A 14293-nucleotide genomic window follows, 5' to 3' on the forward strand; every position below is an offset into this window, starting at 1 on the left:
GGGACAGGGTATCCGCAGTCTAAATCTTAGCTGTCGGAATCATGGGAACCAAAGCTGCCAAAGCCATGCTGCTCTTTGCCGCGATGATGTTTTTCGCGGTGCTTGCGCTGGATATCGCCGTGCCTGCACTGGTTTTGAGCGTCATGGCAATGTCGACATGGGCGGTCACTCCCGACGCGTCTTTGAGCCGGCAGGAAGGGGAGGCCGCATGAAGTGGTTCCTGGTCTTCTGGTTGGGACCGATCGCCTTTCTGGGCGGCTGGTACTGGCTTTCCTACTACGACATGAACTTCGGCATCTTCATGCTGACGCGCCAGGTTCATGACCTGACCTTCCAGATTTACGGCGATGTGCTCGGCGTACCGCCGGAAACCATTCCGCCGCTTGTCGCGCGCGCGATCGCTGTCGACAGCCTCGTCGTCTTCGCCATCATAGGCTTTCGCAAGCGCAGGAAGCTCATTGCCTGGTGGAAGGCGCGTCAGGCCTCGAAATCGTCCGATCTGGCGAGCAGCGAGAGCCTGTCCAGCGCCCCCTGAAGAATGAAGCTGGCGGCGGCCGAATCGATCCGCCCGGCACGTTTGGCGCGCGACACATCCATCTCGATCAGCGCCCGTTCCGCCGCAACCGTCGAAAGCCGCTCGTCCCAATAGACAAAAGGCAGGGCGGTCTTTTGCTCCATGTTGCGCACGAAGGCTCTCGTCGCCTGAACGCGCGGACCGGCCGAGCCATCCATGTTCATCGGCAGTCCGATGACGAAACCGGAGACTTTTTCCTTCGCGGCAAAAGCAAGCAGCACTTCGGCGTCAATCGTGAACTTCTGCCGTTTGATGACCGGCCGCGGCGTTGCGAAACGCCGCCCGAGATCGGACATCGCAAGGCCGATCGTCTTTGTGCCAAGATCTAGCCCGGCGATCGCCTGTCCGGACCGCAACACAGCCGCCAGTTCCTCGATCGTCAGCACCGTCATCGTCGTTCATCCCGTCAAAAGAAATTGAAGCATTGGCCGCTTTTCTTTGTGGCCATACCGGATATGTCCTTAGCATCCAATTCCGCTTTTGCATCACGTATTAAGGAGCGATTCCATGAAGATCACCTGGCTCGGCCATTCCGCCTTCCGCATCGAGACGAATGCGGCAAAGATACTGATTGACCCGTTTCTCACCCACAACCCGTCCTTCGCCGGTCAGGACATTAAGCAGGTTGCGAGCGGCATCACCCATATCCTCCTGACGCACGGCCATGGCGACCATGTCGGCGATACCATTTCGCTTGCCCGCGAGACGGGAGCCGTTGTGCTCGCCAATGCAGACCTCGCCGCCTGGCTCGGCTCCAAAGGCGTCGAGAGGGTCGAGATGGGCAACACGGGCGGCACGGTTTCGCTCGGAAGTTTCACCGCCACCTTCACCAATGCGCTGCACTCCTCCGCCCAGATCACCGAGGATGGCGTCTCCCATTCGCTCGGCAATCCGAATGGCCTGATGCTGCATTTCGACGACGAGGCGAGCCTGCTTCATATGGGCGATACCGACATCTTCTCCGACATGGCGCTCCTCAATGAACTGCACCAGCCGGACATCGGCATCGTGCCGATCGGCGACCGTTTCACCATGGGCGGTGCCGTCGCAGCACTCGCCTGCCGGCGTTACTTCAACTTCAAGACCGCAATCCCCTGCCACTACGGCACCTTCCCGATCATCGACCAGACGCCGGAAAAATTCGTCTCCGGCATGGAAGGCTCGAAGACGCAGGTGAAGACGCCGAAGCAGGGCGAGACGCTGTCCATCTAAGCAAAACGCCGTTGCACTGGGCGGATATGGCCTTTATAGCGGGTGGGAAATTTCCCATTCGGAGAATGCCATGTCCGTCGATCTTGCCACCGTTAAGCGCGTCGCGCACCTTGCCCGTATTGCCGTTTCGGAAGAAGAGGCAAATCGCATGGTCGGCGAGCTGAATGGCATCCTCGGTTTCGTCGAGCAGCTTTCCGAGGTGAATGTCGAAGGCGTCGAGCCGATGACCTCCGTCACGCCGATGGCGATGAAAAAGCGGAAGGACGAGGTCACCGACGGCAGCAAGGCCGAGGACATCGTCGCCAATGCGCCGGTCAGCGACCACAATTTCTTCCTGGTGCCGAAAGTCGTCGAATAAGCCCAGCGCTTTTTCCGACCCCGTTGCCAATTCAAGAATCCGAGCGAACACGATGAGCAAACTCACCAGCCTGACCATTGCCGAATCCCGCGAGAAGCTGCGCGCCAAGGAGATCACCGCGACCGAACTGACGGAAGCCTATATTTCGGCTATCGATGCGGCCAATGACCGGCTGAAAGCCTATATCAAAGTCACGCCCGATCTCGCCCGCATCATGGCGAAGAAATCCGACGAGCGCATCGCCGCAGGCCAGGCCGGCGATCTCGAAGGAATCCCCCTCGGCATCAAGGACCTCTTTGCGACCGTTGGCGTCCACACCCAGGCCTGCAGCCACATCCTCGACGGCTTCGAGCCGCGTTACGAATCGACCGTCACCCAGAACCTTTGGGACGACGGCGCCGTCATGCTCGGCAAGCTGAACATGGACGAGTTCGCCATGGGCTCCTCCAACGAGACCTCGCACTACGGCGCGGTCATCAATCCGTGGCGTGCGGCGGGCTCGAACCAGCAGCTCGTTCCGGGCGGCTCTTCCGGCGGCTCGGCGGCGGCGGTTGCGGCCCATCTTTGCGCCGGCGCCACCGCCACCGATACCGGCGGTTCGATCCGCCAGCCGGCCGCCTTCACCGGCACCGTCGGCATCAAGCCGACCTATGGCCGCTGCTCGCGCTGGGGCACGGTCGCCTTCGCATCCTCGCTCGATCAGGCCGGTCCGATCGCCCGCGACGTGCGCGATGCCGCGATCCTGTTGAAGTCGATGGCAAGTGTCGATGCGAAGGATACGACCTCCGTCGACCTGCCGGTGCCGGATTACGAAGCCTCGCTCGGCAAGTCGCTGAAGGGCATGAAGATTGGCATTCCGAACGAATACCGCGTCGACGGCATGCCGGAAGAAATCGAGACCCTCTGGCAGCAGGGCATCGCCTGGCTGAAGGACGCCGGCGCCGAGATCGTCAACATCTCGCTGCCGCATACCAAATACGCGCTGCCGGCCTATTACATCGTGGCTCCGGCCGAAGCCTCCTCGAACCTCGCCCGCTACGACGGCGTGCGCTACGGCTTGCGCGTCGACGGCAAGGATATCGTCGACATGTACGAGAAGACCCGCGCCGCGGGCTTCGGCAAGGAAGTCAAACGCCGCATCATGATCGGCACCTACGTGCTGTCGGCCGGCTACTACGACGCCTATTACCTGCGCGCCCAGAAGGTCCGCACGCTGATCAAGCGCGACTTCGAACTCGCCTTCGACGCCGGCGTCGACGCTATCCTGACGCCCGCCACCCCGTCCTCGGCCTTCGGCATCGCCGACGAGAACCTCGCCTCCGACCCGGTCAAGATGTACTTGAACGACATCTTCACCGTGACGGTCAACATGGCGGGCCTCCCGGGCATCGCCGTGCCTGCCGGCCTCGACCACAAAGGCCTGCCGCTCGGCCTCCAGCTCATCGGCAAGCCCTTCGATGAAGAGACCCTCTTCAAGACCGCGCATGTCATCGAACAGGCCGCGGGCAAGTTCACGCCGGCGAAGTGGTGGTAACGGGCTCATCATCTGCAAGATGACGGCTTCCGATAAGATGCATCTTGAGATGGTACTCAGTCGTCAATAGCTGCGGCGCGAGGGGGCTTCATGGACAAGACAGATCTCGCGCCGTTGATCCAGGCATTCGATCGTCTCGCGGCCGGCGGTTTTCACATGGGCGCAGACTGGCAGGCCGTGCACGAGATCTGCCAGGCCCACGAGGGTGAAAAGCCCTTCGACTGGGGTCATGCCCTTTGCCATCGCATCGAAGGCGACGACTGGAATGCTGATTACTGGTACCGACGCGCGGGTAAGAAGCGCGCAGCCGGTACCGTGGCTGAAGAGTGGTCGGCGATGAGGGCCGAGCTTTCGGCGCAGCTCTGACATCGCCGCCAAGGCCGCGCGCCGAAACGACACGCGGCTTGGATGATGCTGCGAAACTATCGATTATCCTGCTCGGCTCTTACCAGCACCAAACCGCGCTCCGTGATGCGGTAGGGCTTACCGCTCGAAGATTTGATCGCCTTCTTCTGTTTGAGTTTGCGGAAGGTGATCAGGTCAAGGCCGGAGAATACCCAGCCTTCGCGGGTATAGAGCTGCAGTTTTTCGATCTTTTTCTTTTCGTCGCGTGTGATTTCGATGCGGCCGCCCTGGGCCAATAGGTGCAGGATGCGCTGCTCCGTGCGGGAAATGTCCATTTGAATGTTGATCCGGTCTTCGCGCCGAAAAAGCGCGTAAAAAAACGATCCGGCGTTCGAGGCGAGCGTCGGGGCTTCGTTTTTTTCTGGCCCATGCGCGCAAGCAGGCTTGCAGGCAGGGCCTTTAGCGGGTCTGAGAATGGCTCAACATAAGGACTTGGTAGCTCGCCTCGAACAGGAGGTCAAGCAGGCGCCGGGCTTGCGAAAATCGGCTGATAACGATGGCGCGAGCGCGCAAATCATTGGAAAAACCACCGATTCGGTGTTCTACTGAAAGCGTTGAGCGGAGGTGCCATTGATCCACATTCGCAATGCCCGCGAGGGCGAAGCGGACCTTTTGAGTGAGATCGGCCTCAGAGCCTGGCAAAAGGCGATGACGGCAATGGGCGAGTCGGACGCGCTGCTGGATGCGGCGCGCAGTGCCTTCGTCAATTTTACGCAAGGCACATGGCTGACGATCACGGTGATCGAGCTCAACGGTATCGTTGCCGGCTGGGCGGCGCGCGAGCACCTGGACGAGACAATATCCGATTTCTGGATCGATCCGGCCTATACTCGCCAGGGCCTCGGCTCTGCGCTCCTGGAAGAGATCGAAAAGGACATTGCCGAGCAGGGTTTCGCGAAGGCTGCAATGCAGACGCATTCGGGAAATACCGAGGCGATCAGCTTTTTCCAGAAGCACGGTTACGCCATCCACTGGCTTTCAATCGCCTATAATCCGAAGCTCGACCGCGACGTACCATCGGTCGGATTGGCGAAGGACCTGGAAACCGAGGGCGACGGCAGTTACGGGCCTGGCTCTAGCTTCTGACTGACGTGCCGAAAGCCTTGCACCGGCAGACCATTTCCTTTACCTCACCAGTTGAAAAGAACAGCCTCCAAAGAGCATCAAATGACCATTGTCGACGTTCGCACGCCTGATCCGAAACGCTTCATTCCCGGCGCCACCGGCGATTGGGAAGTCATCATCGGCATGGAAGTCCATGCGCAGGTGCTGTCGAATGCGAAGCTCTTCTCCGGCGCCTCGACGGAATTCGGCAAGCCGCAAAATTCGAACGTCTCGCTCGTCGATGCTGCCATGCCCGGCATGCTGCCGGTCATCAACGAGGAATGCGTCAAGCAGGCGGTGCGCACCGGCCTCGGTCTGAAGGCTCAGATCAACAAACGTTCGGTCTTCGACCGCAAGAACTATTTCTATCCCGACCTGCCGCAGGGCTATCAGATCTCGCAGTACAAGGATCCGATCGTCGGCGAAGGCACGATCGTCATTTCGCTTGGTCCTGACCGCCAAGGCCAGTTCGAGGATATCGAGATCGGCATCGAGCGCCTGCATCTGGAACAGGATGCCGGCAAGTCGATGCACGACCAGCATGCGACGATGTCCTACGTCGACCTCAACCGCTCCGGCGTCGCGCTGATGGAAATCGTCTCGAAGCCCGATATGCGCTCGTCGGACGAGGCGAAGGCCTACATGACGAAGCTCCGCTCGATCGTGCGATATCTCGGCACCTGCGACGGCAACATGGACGAAGGCTCGATGCGCGCCGACGTCAACGTCTCCGTCCGCCGCCCTGGCGAGCCCTTCGGCACGCGCTGCGAGATCAAGAACGTCAATTCCATCCGCTTCATCGGCCAGGCGATCGAATACGAAGCCCGCCGCCAGATCGGCATCCTGGAGGACGGCGGTACGATCGATCAGGAAACCCGCCTTTTCGACGCGAACAAGGGCGAAACGCGCTCCATGCGTTCCAAGGAAGAAGCGCATGATTATCGCTACTTCCCCGATCCGGACCTGCTGCCGCTCGAATTCGACGATGGCTTCATCAAGGATCTTGCAGCCCACCTGCCGGAGCTGCCGGACGACAAGAAGGAGCGCTTCGTCCGCGAACTCGGCCTTTCGGTCTACGACGCTTCGGTGCTGGTCTCCGAAAAGGCGATTGCCGATTATTTCGAGGCCGTGGCCGAAGGCCGCGACGGCAAGACGGCTGCAAACTGGGTCATCAACGACCTGCTCGGCGCCTTGAACAGGACCGGCGAGGACATCGAAGAGACGCCGGTTTCGCCGGCTCAGCTGGGCGCGATCATCGATCTCATTAAGGCCGAGACCATCTCCGGCAAGATTGCCAAGGACCTCTTCGAGATCGTGCTCAACGAAGGCGGCGATCCGGTTGAGATCGTCGAGGCCCGCGGCATGAAGCAGGTGACCGATACCGGCGCCATCGAAAAGGCCGTCGACGAGATCATCGCCGCCAACCCGGATCAGGTGGCCAAGGTTCAGGCAAAGCCGACGCTTGCCGGCTGGTTCGTCGGCCAGGTGATGAAGGCAACCGGCGGCAAGGCCAATCCGCAGGCCGTCCAGGCGCTCGTCAAGGCCAAGCTCGGAATCGAGGAGTAGGGACCGTGTATTTCGTGCGCACGGCAAGCGAGCGGGACCTCGACAAGGTCCGGGCCCTGCTGGTCGAGGCGTTTCGTTCCGCCTATGCCGATCTCTATGGCGAGGCGAAGGTGAGCGAGCTGATCGCGCACCTGTTTTCTCCGGCAGCGCTCCAGGCGCGGCTGGCGAAGAAGAACGCGGAATTCCTCGTCGCCGACAACGGCAAGGCCGTGGGCGGCATTGGCTATGCCGCCATGTCGGACGAGAGGACGAAGACGGTTATGCTGCATTTGCTTTACGTGCGGCCGTCGCTGCATCGCCAGGGCATCGGACGCCAAATCTTCGCCGAGCTCGAGACCTGCTTTCCTGATGCAGAGATCATGCGTCTGGAGGTCGAGCCAAGGAACGAAAAGGCGATTGCCTTCTATCACGCGCACGGTTTTGCCGACGCAGGCCGCAACGAAAACGACGGACCGGGCCAATCCGGGATCGCGACGCTGATCCTTGAAAAGCAGCTCGAACCCCATTGAACCGGCAACGATGGCCAAAGTTGACGTGGCGACATGCGCGGCAACGGAATCGGTGCGCAGATGATCGAATTCTACGTCGGCGAGGCAAAAGGCCGCGGCCTTTCGCATCTGCAATTGATCTCCAACGCCAAGCGCCGGGATGCGCATCGTTTCTCCAAGCGCCTCAGTTTCAAGCCGTCGCATTTGGGCTCCAAGATGGCCCTGAAATGAGGTTTCGCCCGATGGGAATCGCTGGACAATCCAGCGTTCCGGCGGCATAAGCGAAGAACGAATTCCAGTCCCGCTCGCCTTCGGCAAGCACAAGGAAAAGACATGAAGAACCTTCTTTTGCAAATCTTCACCTGGTGGAACGGCCAGACGTTGGGCACGCGTTTTGCGACCTGGCGTTTCGGCAAGCGCGTCGGTGAGGATGAATTCGGCAACGTCTACTATGAAGGCGGCATGTCCTCCTATGGCCTGCCGAAGCGCTGGGTGATCTACAAGGGATATGCCGAAGCCTCCGCCATCCCCCCGGGCTGGCACGGCTGGATGCACCACCGCACCGATGTTCCGCCGTCGAAGGAAAACTACGTCGCCAAGGAATGGCAAAAGACGCACCGTCCCAACCACACCGGCTCTCCGCAGGCGTACCGCCCGCCGGGCTCGCTTGCCGTTGCCGGCGAACGCCCGCGGGTGACCGGCGACTACGACGCCTGGACGCCCGGCAACTGATGTCGCTCTGCCAAGCGAGCCGTCCGGCCCCGCTTTTGGCCACAATTGACCTTTACCCGCAGATTGGTCGCACGAGCTGCGGCCTTGATCTGAAATGCGCTGGAGACGGGTAGATATGAAGCTTTTCACGCGGAATCATGTCCTGCGTGCTGCCGGGTTTGCCCTGGCGCTTGGTTCTTCCTTCTTGCCGCAGGCGGCGTCTGCCGCACGCATCGACAATCCCGTTGCCGTCTTCTCCGGCCTCGACAAAATCACCGGCCGCATCACCACCTTCGACGTCTATGTCAACGAGACCGTGCAGTTCGGCGCACTTCAGGTCACGCCGAAGGCCTGCTATTCGCGCGACCAGGAGGAAGCCCAGAAGATCGACGGTTTCGTCGAAGTCGACGAGATCACCCTCGACCGAAAGATCCGCCGCATCTTCACCGGCTGGATGTTCGCAGACAGCCCCGGCCTCAACGCTGTGGAACACCCGATTTATGACGTCTGGCTGAAGGACTGCAAGGCGCAGTCCGAGGTGCCGGCGCCCGAAGGCGCGGCGAAGTAGCGTTCCATTTCATGCGCAGCGTCGTGGCCATCCTCGTCCTTCGAGGCTACGCCGTGTAAGCTTCCCCCTCAGGATGAGGATGGAGGCAGCACCGATATTTGCCAAGCGCCGACGCGTGAGAAGTCTTCACCCTGAGGCGAGAGCGAAGCGACCCTCAAAGGGCGAGGGCGGGCGGCGCGGGAAAGACGCTTGCCGCAGCCCTCAAAACTTCAGGTGCGGTGAATCCATCGCCGCGGCGAGCATCACCGCATAGTCGTCCTTGGGCACGTCGATGGCGCCGAAGGTCTTCAAATGCTCGGTGGTGAATTGCGTGTCGAGCAGGGTGAAGTCCCTGTCGCGCAGACGCGCAACCAGATGAACGAGACAGATCTTCGAGGCATCGGTGCGGCGGGAGAACATGCTCTCGCCGAAGAACGCGGAACCGAGCGAGACGCCATAGAGGCCGCCGACCAGTTGATCGTCGTGCCATGCTTCAACGGAATGGGCATGGCCCATGCGGTGGAGCGTCGAATAGAGTGATCTGATCGTATGGTTTATCCAGGTGCTCGGACGGTCGAAGGTCGCCTCGGCACAGGCCGCGATCACGGCGTCGAAATCATGATCAAAGCGGATATCGAAGGGCTGCCTGCGGATAGTCTTCGCAAGGCTTTTAGAGACATGGAAGTTGTCGAGCGGCAGCACGCCGCGAAGCTCCGGCTCGACCCAGAAGATTTCCGGATCGTCGGCGGATTCGGCCATCGGGAAGAGGCCGATGGAATAGGCGCGCAGGAGAATCTCCGGGGTAATGCCTGGGGACTTCCTGCGCGAGCCTGCCATTTCCGTTATGCCGGATGGTTGGCCAGGTAGTGTTCCAGCCAGTGGATATCATAGTCGCCGTTGGCGATATCCTGATTGGACACGAGATCCTGGAACAGTGGTAGCGTCGTCTTGATGCCGTCGACGACGAATTCGTCAAGAGCACGGCGCAGACGCATCATGCATTCGACGCGGGTACGTCCATGCACGATGAGCTTGCCGATGAGGCTATCATAGTAGGGCGGGATCTTGTAGCCCTGATAGGCGCCGCTATCGATGCGCACACCGAGGCCGCCCGGCGCATGGAAATGCGTGATCGTGCCGGGCGAAGGCACGAAAGTGCGCGGGTCCTCGGCATTGATGCGGCATTCGATGGCGTGACCCTCGAAGGTGACCTCTTCCTGCGTGACGGAGAGGCCGCGGCCGGAGGCGACGCGGATCTGCTCGTGCACGAGATCGATGCCGGTGATCGCTTCGGTGATCGGATGCTCCACCTGCAGGCGGGTGTTCATTTCGATGAAATAGAATTCGCCGTTTTCGTAGAGGAATTCGATCGTGCCGGCGCCGCGATACTTCAGCTTCTTCATGGCGTCGGCGCAGATCTGGCCGATCTTCATGCGCTGCTCGACGTTTAGCGCCGGAGAGTTTGCCTCTTCCCAGACTTTCTGGTGACGGCGCTGTAGCGAGCAGTCACGTTCGCCAAGGTGGATCGCATTGCCTTCACCGTCGCCAAACACCTGGATTTCGATGTGGCGCGGCTTGCCGAGATACTTTTCCATGTAGACGGCGTCGTTGCCGAAGGCCGCCGCCGCTTCCGCGCGTGCCGTCGACCAAGCCTCGATGAGGTCGGCCTCGGATTTTGCGACCTTCATGCCGCGGCCGCCGCCGCCTGCCGTTGCCTTGATGAGAACCGGATAGCCGATCAAGGCTGCCGTCTTGATCGCATCTTCCTCGGTCTTCACTTCGCCGTCCGAGCCTGGAACAACCGGGATGCCGAGTTCCAGCGCGGTCGTCTTGGCGGTGATCTTGTCGCCCATGATGCGGATATGGTCCGCCGTCGGACCGATGAAGGTGATGTCGTGGGCATCGAGAATGTCCGCGAACTTGGCATTTTCCGAAAGGAAGCCATAGCCCGGATGCACGGCATCCGCACCGGTGATTTCGCAGGCAGCAACGATCTGATGGATGTTCAGATAGCTATCGCGCGAGGGCGGCGGGCCAATGCAGACGCTCTCGTCGGCAAGGCGCACATGCATGGCATCGGCATCGGCGGTGGAGTGAACCACGACGCAGGGAATGCCGAGCTCCTTGCAGGCGCGCAGCACGCGCAGCGCGATTTCCCCGCGATTGGCTATGAGGATTTTGGAGACCATGACGCCTGCCTTATTCGATGACGACGAGGAGTTGGCCGTATTCGACGGGCTGACCATCCTCGACGAGGATCTCCGTGACCTTACCGGACTTCGGAGATGGGATCTGGTTCATCGTCTTCATTGCTTCGATGATGAGAAGCGTTTGGCCTTCCTTGACGGTCGCGCCGACTTCGATGAAGGCACGGGCGCCGGGAGCCGGAGCCATGTAGACAGTGCCGACCATCGGAGCGTTGACGGTGTTGGCCGGGTTACGCACTGCGGCGGCCGGAACAGCGGGAGCAGGCTGCGGTGCGGCTGCAGAAGAAGCGGCTGCAGCATAGGCAGGAACACCGATCGGCGCCTGGACATAATGCGTGTTGCCGGCGCGCGAAACGCGGATACGCAGATCGTCCTGCTCGACCTCGATCTCCGTCAGGTCCGTGTCGTTGAGGATGTTTGCGAGATCGCGGATCAGCGCCTGATCGATACCTTTTTTCGTCTCAGCCATGAGTGTGCCCTGTCTTCTTCTTATGCCGTGAGGTTCTTCAGCGCGTGGAGCGCCAGGATATAGCTATGGGGGCCAAAACCGCAGATGACACCCTTCACAGCGGGCGCAATCAACGACTTGTGGCGAAATTCTTCGCGAGCATGAACGTTGGTGATATGGAGTTCCACCACCGGAATGGAAATAGCGCGGATTGCATCGTGCAGTGCGAGCGAGGTGTGCGTGTAGGCGCCGGCATTGAGCATGACGCCCGCCGCCTTGCCGTTTGCCTCGTGGAGCCAGTCGATGAGGACGCCTTCATGATTGCTCTGGCGGAAGTCGATCTCCAAGCCGAGTTCGCCGCCCGCCGCCTTGCAATCCGTCTCGATATCCGTGAGCGTCTTTCCGCCGTAAATGCCGGGCTCTCTGGTGCCCAGCAAATTCAGGTTAGGTCCGTTCAGGACGAAAATGGTCTGCGTCATCGAATGTTCCGTCAAAAGCACGAGGGCCACCTATAGACTCCCCATGCCTTGATTGAAAGCCCTTTGGGGAAGGCAGCCGAAACGTGCCATATTTGTCCACATGGCTGAAACACTTGGATTTTGGCGAATTGATGGGCGCGGCCTCAGCAGCTCGTCTTGCCGCAGGTGCGCATGTTCTTGACCTTGGCCTCCAGGTCGTCGAAGCCGACCGCGCCCTGTACCAGCTCGTTGCCGATCACATAGGACGGTGTGCCGGTGATGCCGAGGTTCTGGGCAAGCTGATAGGTCTTCTGAACGCTCTCGTCACTCGGGCTCTTCTTCATCTCCGCGAGGATCTGCTCCTTGCTGACGCCGAGCGATTCCGCAACGCCGAGAGCCTTCTCCTCATCAGCCCGTCCACCGCTGCCGAGCAGGGCGATGTGGAACTCGCCGTATTTTTCAGGCGCAAGCTTGCGGAAGGCGTCCGAGACCTTGTGGGCAGCAGCCGATTCCGGCCCGAGGATCGGAAGTTCCTTCAGCACGAAACGGACGTTCTTGTCTTTTTCGAGCATGGTCTGCATGTCTGAAAGAGCGTGGCGGCAATAACCGCAATTGTAGTCGAAGAACTCGACGATCGTGACGTCGCCCTTCGGATTGCCGATGGCCGCGTCGTATTTCGCGTCGAAGATTTCCTTCTCGTTGTCTTCGATCGCCCTGTTGGCTTTCACGAGGCGAGCCTCTTCCTGCTTCTTCTGCAGGGCATTTTGAACGTCAATCATGATCTCGGGGTTCTGGATCAGGTATTCCTTGATGAACTCGCCGAACTCCTTCTTCTGCGCGTCATCGAGGGCTGCCGCCGGAAGGGGCAGGGCAACGCTCGCTGCGAGCGCAAGGGCGGTGAAGGCTTTCGGGAAGAAGGTCATTTTATCCTCGTTTACGGCGGATGGGGCGCGATATTTGCTGCATCTTATCATCGCCGTGTTAACAGGTAGAACTGCGAAGCACCAAATTACGGCGCATGGTCCCGTCCTCAAACAGGATTTTTCGCAGGCGCGACACAATCGCGGGATTGTGATGAGCCGATTATTGCGGCAATTGTCTGGCCGCAAGTGAACTTCCGGAGATATGCAGCCTTGTTTTCCATATCGAGACGCAGCGAAGTCGAACCCTTCCACGCCATGGACGTGCTCGCCGAGGCGACCAGACGGCGCGCAAGCGGTCATCCGGTTATTTCCATGGCGGTCGGCCAGCCTTCGCATCCCGCGCCGCAGGCAGCACTCGATGCGGCACGCGCAGCGCTCGCCAAGGGCAGGATCGGCTATACCGACGCCCTCGGCACCGCACGCCTGAAGCAAGCGCTCGCTGAGCACTACCGCGACCGGCACGGGCTTGACATCGACCCGCTGCGGATCGCCGTCACCACCGGCTCGTCTGCGGGCTTCAACCTTGCCTTTCTTTCGCTCTTCGATGCCGGCGATGCCGTGGCGATCGCCAGGCCCGGTTATCCGGCCTATCGCAATATCCTCGGCGCGCTCGGCTTGAAGATTATTGAAGTGCCGGTGACGGCCGAGGCGCATTTCACGCTGACGCCGGAAAGCCTGGAGGCGGCGCAGCAGGAAGGCGGCGTCAGGCTGAAAGGCGTACTGCTCGCAAGCCCGGCCAATCCGACGGGCACGGTGACGGGCAGGGAGGCGCTGAAGGCGCTCGCCGATTATTGCGCCGCCAACTCGATCGCCTTCATCTCCGACGAAATCTACCACGGGCTGACATTTGCCGGCGAGGAGACGAGCGCGCTGGAGCTGACCGGCGAGGCGATCGTCATCAACTCCTTCTCGAAATATTATTGCATGACCGGCTGGCGCATCGGCTGGATGGTGCTGCCGGAGCGACTGGTCCGGCCGATCGAGCGCGTGGCGCAAAGCCTCTACATCTCGCCGCCAGAGCTTTCCCAGATCGCCGCAACGGCGGCACTCAACGCAACGGCGGAGCTCGATGTCTATAGGGCAAGCTATGCCAGGAACCGCGATTTCCTGATGCGGCGTCTTCCCGAGATAGGGCTTTCGATCGCTTCGCCCATGGACGGCGCCTTCTATGCCTATGTCGACGTCACCCGCTTCACCAATGACAGCATGGCCTTCGCCAAGCGCATGCTGGCGGAAATCGATGTCGCCGCCACACCCGGCTTCGACTTCGATCCCTTGGAGGGCAACCGGACGATGCGCATGTCCTATGCGGGCTCCGAGGCCGAGATCGCCGAGGCGGTGGAGCGCATTGCCGTCTGGCTGAAATAGAGTCTGATTTCCGAGGCTTGCCGAGGATTTCGAAAGGATTTTTGAAAGTACTTGAATCAAAATATTCGCAATCATGGTCTCGTGTTCACGCGGTGGGTTTCACCCCGCGTCTTGCATCTTGCGTTCCACTCGGACGGGGCTGGAATTTCCCGCGTTGAAGTGAAGGACATGGGGCTTCCCACCTCCCCTTCGGCGATTTTTATCGGCAACTCGGTCTCTCTCTCGGATACCGGCGCCTCGTTGGAGCGCAAGGCTTTGGGATGAACGGCCGCACTTTCCTGGCGGGGTCTGTCTGTGTGTCTCACAGACATGTCCGGTAACACCCGGCCCGGAATTTTCTGTCCGACCGCCGCCCAGAGGCGATCATTTCTGCGGGTAGCGTTCCCCTTA

General features: G+C 60.5%; 20 protein-coding genes and 1 pseudogene. 14 read left to right on the forward strand and 7 right to left on the reverse strand.

Going from position 1 to position 14293, the window contains the following annotated elements; translation table 11 throughout:
• The first annotated feature begins 41 nt into the window (after positions 1 to 41).
• Entirely contained in the window at positions 42 to 212 is a 171-nt protein-coding gene (locus ISN39_RS05655) for a hypothetical protein (protein WP_194729429.1), read from the forward strand.
• Positions 209 to 535, forward strand: coding sequence for a DUF6105 family protein (locus ISN39_RS05660; RefSeq protein ID WP_074067474.1), 327 nt, complete (start codon positions 209 to 211; stop codon positions 533 to 535). The genes ISN39_RS05655 and ISN39_RS05660 overlap by 4 nt, the downstream gene beginning before the upstream one ends.
• Here the strand turns inward: ISN39_RS05660 and ruvX are convergent.
• Positions 478 to 966 (reverse strand): Holliday junction resolvase RuvX, encoded by a 489-nt coding sequence (ruvX, locus tag ISN39_RS05665; RefSeq protein WP_039844596.1) that lies wholly within the window; start codon positions 964 to 966, stop codon positions 478 to 480. The two genes, ISN39_RS05660 and ruvX, sit on opposite strands and share 58 nt — an antisense overlap.
• Before the next feature lie 115 nt (positions 967 to 1081).
• Between ruvX and ISN39_RS05670 the strand changes: the two genes are divergently transcribed.
• The 4 genes from ISN39_RS05670 (at position 1082) to ISN39_RS05685 (ending at position 4044) form a co-directional block, all read left to right on the forward strand.
• Positions 1082 to 1786, forward strand: a complete 705-nt coding sequence (locus ISN39_RS05670) for a metal-dependent hydrolase (protein WP_074067475.1) — start codon at positions 1082 to 1084, stop codon at positions 1784 to 1786.
• A 70-nt stretch (positions 1787 to 1856) separates the two neighbouring features.
• On the forward strand, positions 1857 to 2144 hold the full coding sequence (gatC, locus tag ISN39_RS05675) for an Asp-tRNA(Asn)/Glu-tRNA(Gln) amidotransferase subunit GatC (protein ID WP_074067477.1): 288 nt from the start codon (positions 1857 to 1859) through the stop codon (positions 2142 to 2144).
• 52 nt (positions 2145 to 2196) lie between these two features.
• The gene (gene gatA / locus ISN39_RS05680; RefSeq protein WP_194729430.1) at positions 2197 to 3678 is read left to right on the forward strand and encodes an Asp-tRNA(Asn)/Glu-tRNA(Gln) amidotransferase subunit GatA; all 1482 of its coding nucleotides are present in this window, start codon (positions 2197 to 2199) and stop codon (positions 3676 to 3678) included.
• Positions 3679 to 3768: 90 nt separating this feature from the next.
• Entirely contained in the window at positions 3769 to 4044 is a 276-nt protein-coding gene (locus ISN39_RS05685) for a hypothetical protein (protein ID WP_074067481.1), read from the forward strand.
• Positions 4045 to 4100: 56 nt separating this feature from the next.
• Here ISN39_RS05685 and ISN39_RS05690 read toward each other — a convergent pair whose 3' ends face one another.
• Positions 4101 to 4358, reverse strand: coding sequence for a YjhX family toxin (locus ISN39_RS05690; RefSeq protein WP_133940261.1), 258 nt, complete (start codon positions 4356 to 4358; stop codon positions 4101 to 4103).
• 139 nt (positions 4359 to 4497) lie between these two features.
• On the opposite strand from ISN39_RS05690, the gene ISN39_RS37595 reads away from it, so the two are divergent.
• The 7 genes and pseudogenes from ISN39_RS37595 (at position 4498) to ISN39_RS05720 (ending at position 8520) form a co-directional block, all read left to right on the forward strand.
• Entirely contained in the window at positions 4498 to 4632 is a 135-nt protein-coding gene (locus ISN39_RS37595; RefSeq protein WP_281438307.1) for a hypothetical protein, read from the forward strand.
• A gap of 21 nt (positions 4633 to 4653) precedes the next feature.
• On the forward strand, positions 4654 to 5169 hold the full coding sequence (locus ISN39_RS05695; protein ID WP_183924456.1) for a GNAT family N-acetyltransferase: 516 nt from the start codon (positions 4654 to 4656) through the stop codon (positions 5167 to 5169).
• 81 nt (positions 5170 to 5250) lie between these two features.
• Positions 5251 to 6753, forward strand: coding sequence for an Asp-tRNA(Asn)/Glu-tRNA(Gln) amidotransferase subunit GatB (gene gatB / locus ISN39_RS05700; protein ID WP_194729431.1), 1503 nt, complete (start codon positions 5251 to 5253; stop codon positions 6751 to 6753).
• 5 nt (positions 6754 to 6758) lie between these two features.
• Positions 6759 to 7262, forward strand: a complete 504-nt coding sequence (locus tag ISN39_RS05705; RefSeq protein WP_194729432.1) for a GNAT family N-acetyltransferase — start codon at positions 6759 to 6761, stop codon at positions 7260 to 7262.
• Between the two features lie 24 nt (positions 7263 to 7286).
• Positions 7287 to 7472, forward strand: a pseudogene (locus tag ISN39_RS05710) (GNAT family N-acetyltransferase); the annotation flags it as partial.
• 102 nt (positions 7473 to 7574) lie between these two features.
• Positions 7575 to 7973: an NADH:ubiquinone oxidoreductase subunit NDUFA12 gene (locus ISN39_RS05715; protein WP_194729433.1), complete on the forward strand. Its 399-nt coding sequence runs from the start codon at positions 7575 to 7577 to the stop codon at positions 7971 to 7973.
• A gap of 115 nt (positions 7974 to 8088) precedes the next feature.
• Positions 8089 to 8520: a DUF2155 domain-containing protein gene (locus ISN39_RS05720; protein WP_194729434.1), complete on the forward strand. Its 432-nt coding sequence runs from the start codon at positions 8089 to 8091 to the stop codon at positions 8518 to 8520.
• A 201-nt stretch (positions 8521 to 8721) separates the two neighbouring features.
• Here the strand turns inward: ISN39_RS05720 and aat are convergent, their stop codons facing one another.
• The 5 genes from aat to ISN39_RS05745 form a co-directional block, all read right to left on the reverse strand.
• The gene (gene aat, locus ISN39_RS05725) at positions 8722 to 9336 is read right to left on the reverse strand and encodes a leucyl/phenylalanyl-tRNA--protein transferase (RefSeq protein ID WP_194729435.1); all 615 of its coding nucleotides are present in this window, start codon (positions 9334 to 9336) and stop codon (positions 8722 to 8724) included.
• A 5-nt stretch (positions 9337 to 9341) separates the two neighbouring features.
• Positions 9342 to 10688 carry an acetyl-CoA carboxylase biotin carboxylase subunit gene (accC, locus tag ISN39_RS05730; protein WP_074067497.1) on the reverse strand — a complete coding sequence of 449 codons (1347 nt, stop codon included), beginning with the start codon at positions 10686 to 10688 and terminating at the stop codon, positions 9342 to 9344.
• 10 nt (positions 10689 to 10698) lie between these two features.
• Positions 10699 to 11175, reverse strand: coding sequence for an acetyl-CoA carboxylase biotin carboxyl carrier protein (accB, locus tag ISN39_RS05735; protein WP_074067498.1), 477 nt, complete (start codon positions 11173 to 11175; stop codon positions 10699 to 10701).
• Between the two features lie 20 nt (positions 11176 to 11195).
• Complete coding sequence (gene aroQ / locus ISN39_RS05740) at positions 11196 to 11633, reverse strand: type II 3-dehydroquinate dehydratase (RefSeq protein WP_074067500.1); 438 nt, start codon at positions 11631 to 11633, stop codon at positions 11196 to 11198.
• Positions 11634 to 11776: 143 nt separating this feature from the next.
• A complete protein-coding gene (locus tag ISN39_RS05745) occupies positions 11777 to 12535 on the reverse strand; it encodes a DsbA family protein (protein WP_074067501.1) in 759 nt (252 codons plus the stop codon).
• Positions 12536 to 12745: 210 nt separating this feature from the next.
• Between ISN39_RS05745 and ISN39_RS05750 the strand changes: the two genes are divergently transcribed.
• On the forward strand, positions 12746 to 13903 hold the full coding sequence (locus tag ISN39_RS05750) for an aminotransferase class I/II-fold pyridoxal phosphate-dependent enzyme (protein ID WP_194729436.1): 1158 nt from the start codon (positions 12746 to 12748) through the stop codon (positions 13901 to 13903).
• Positions 13904 to 14293: the final 390 nt, after the last annotated feature.

Source organism: Rhizobium sp. 007, from assembly GCF_015353075.1.
Taxonomy (GTDB): domain Bacteria; phylum Pseudomonadota; class Alphaproteobacteria; order Rhizobiales; family Rhizobiaceae; genus Rhizobium.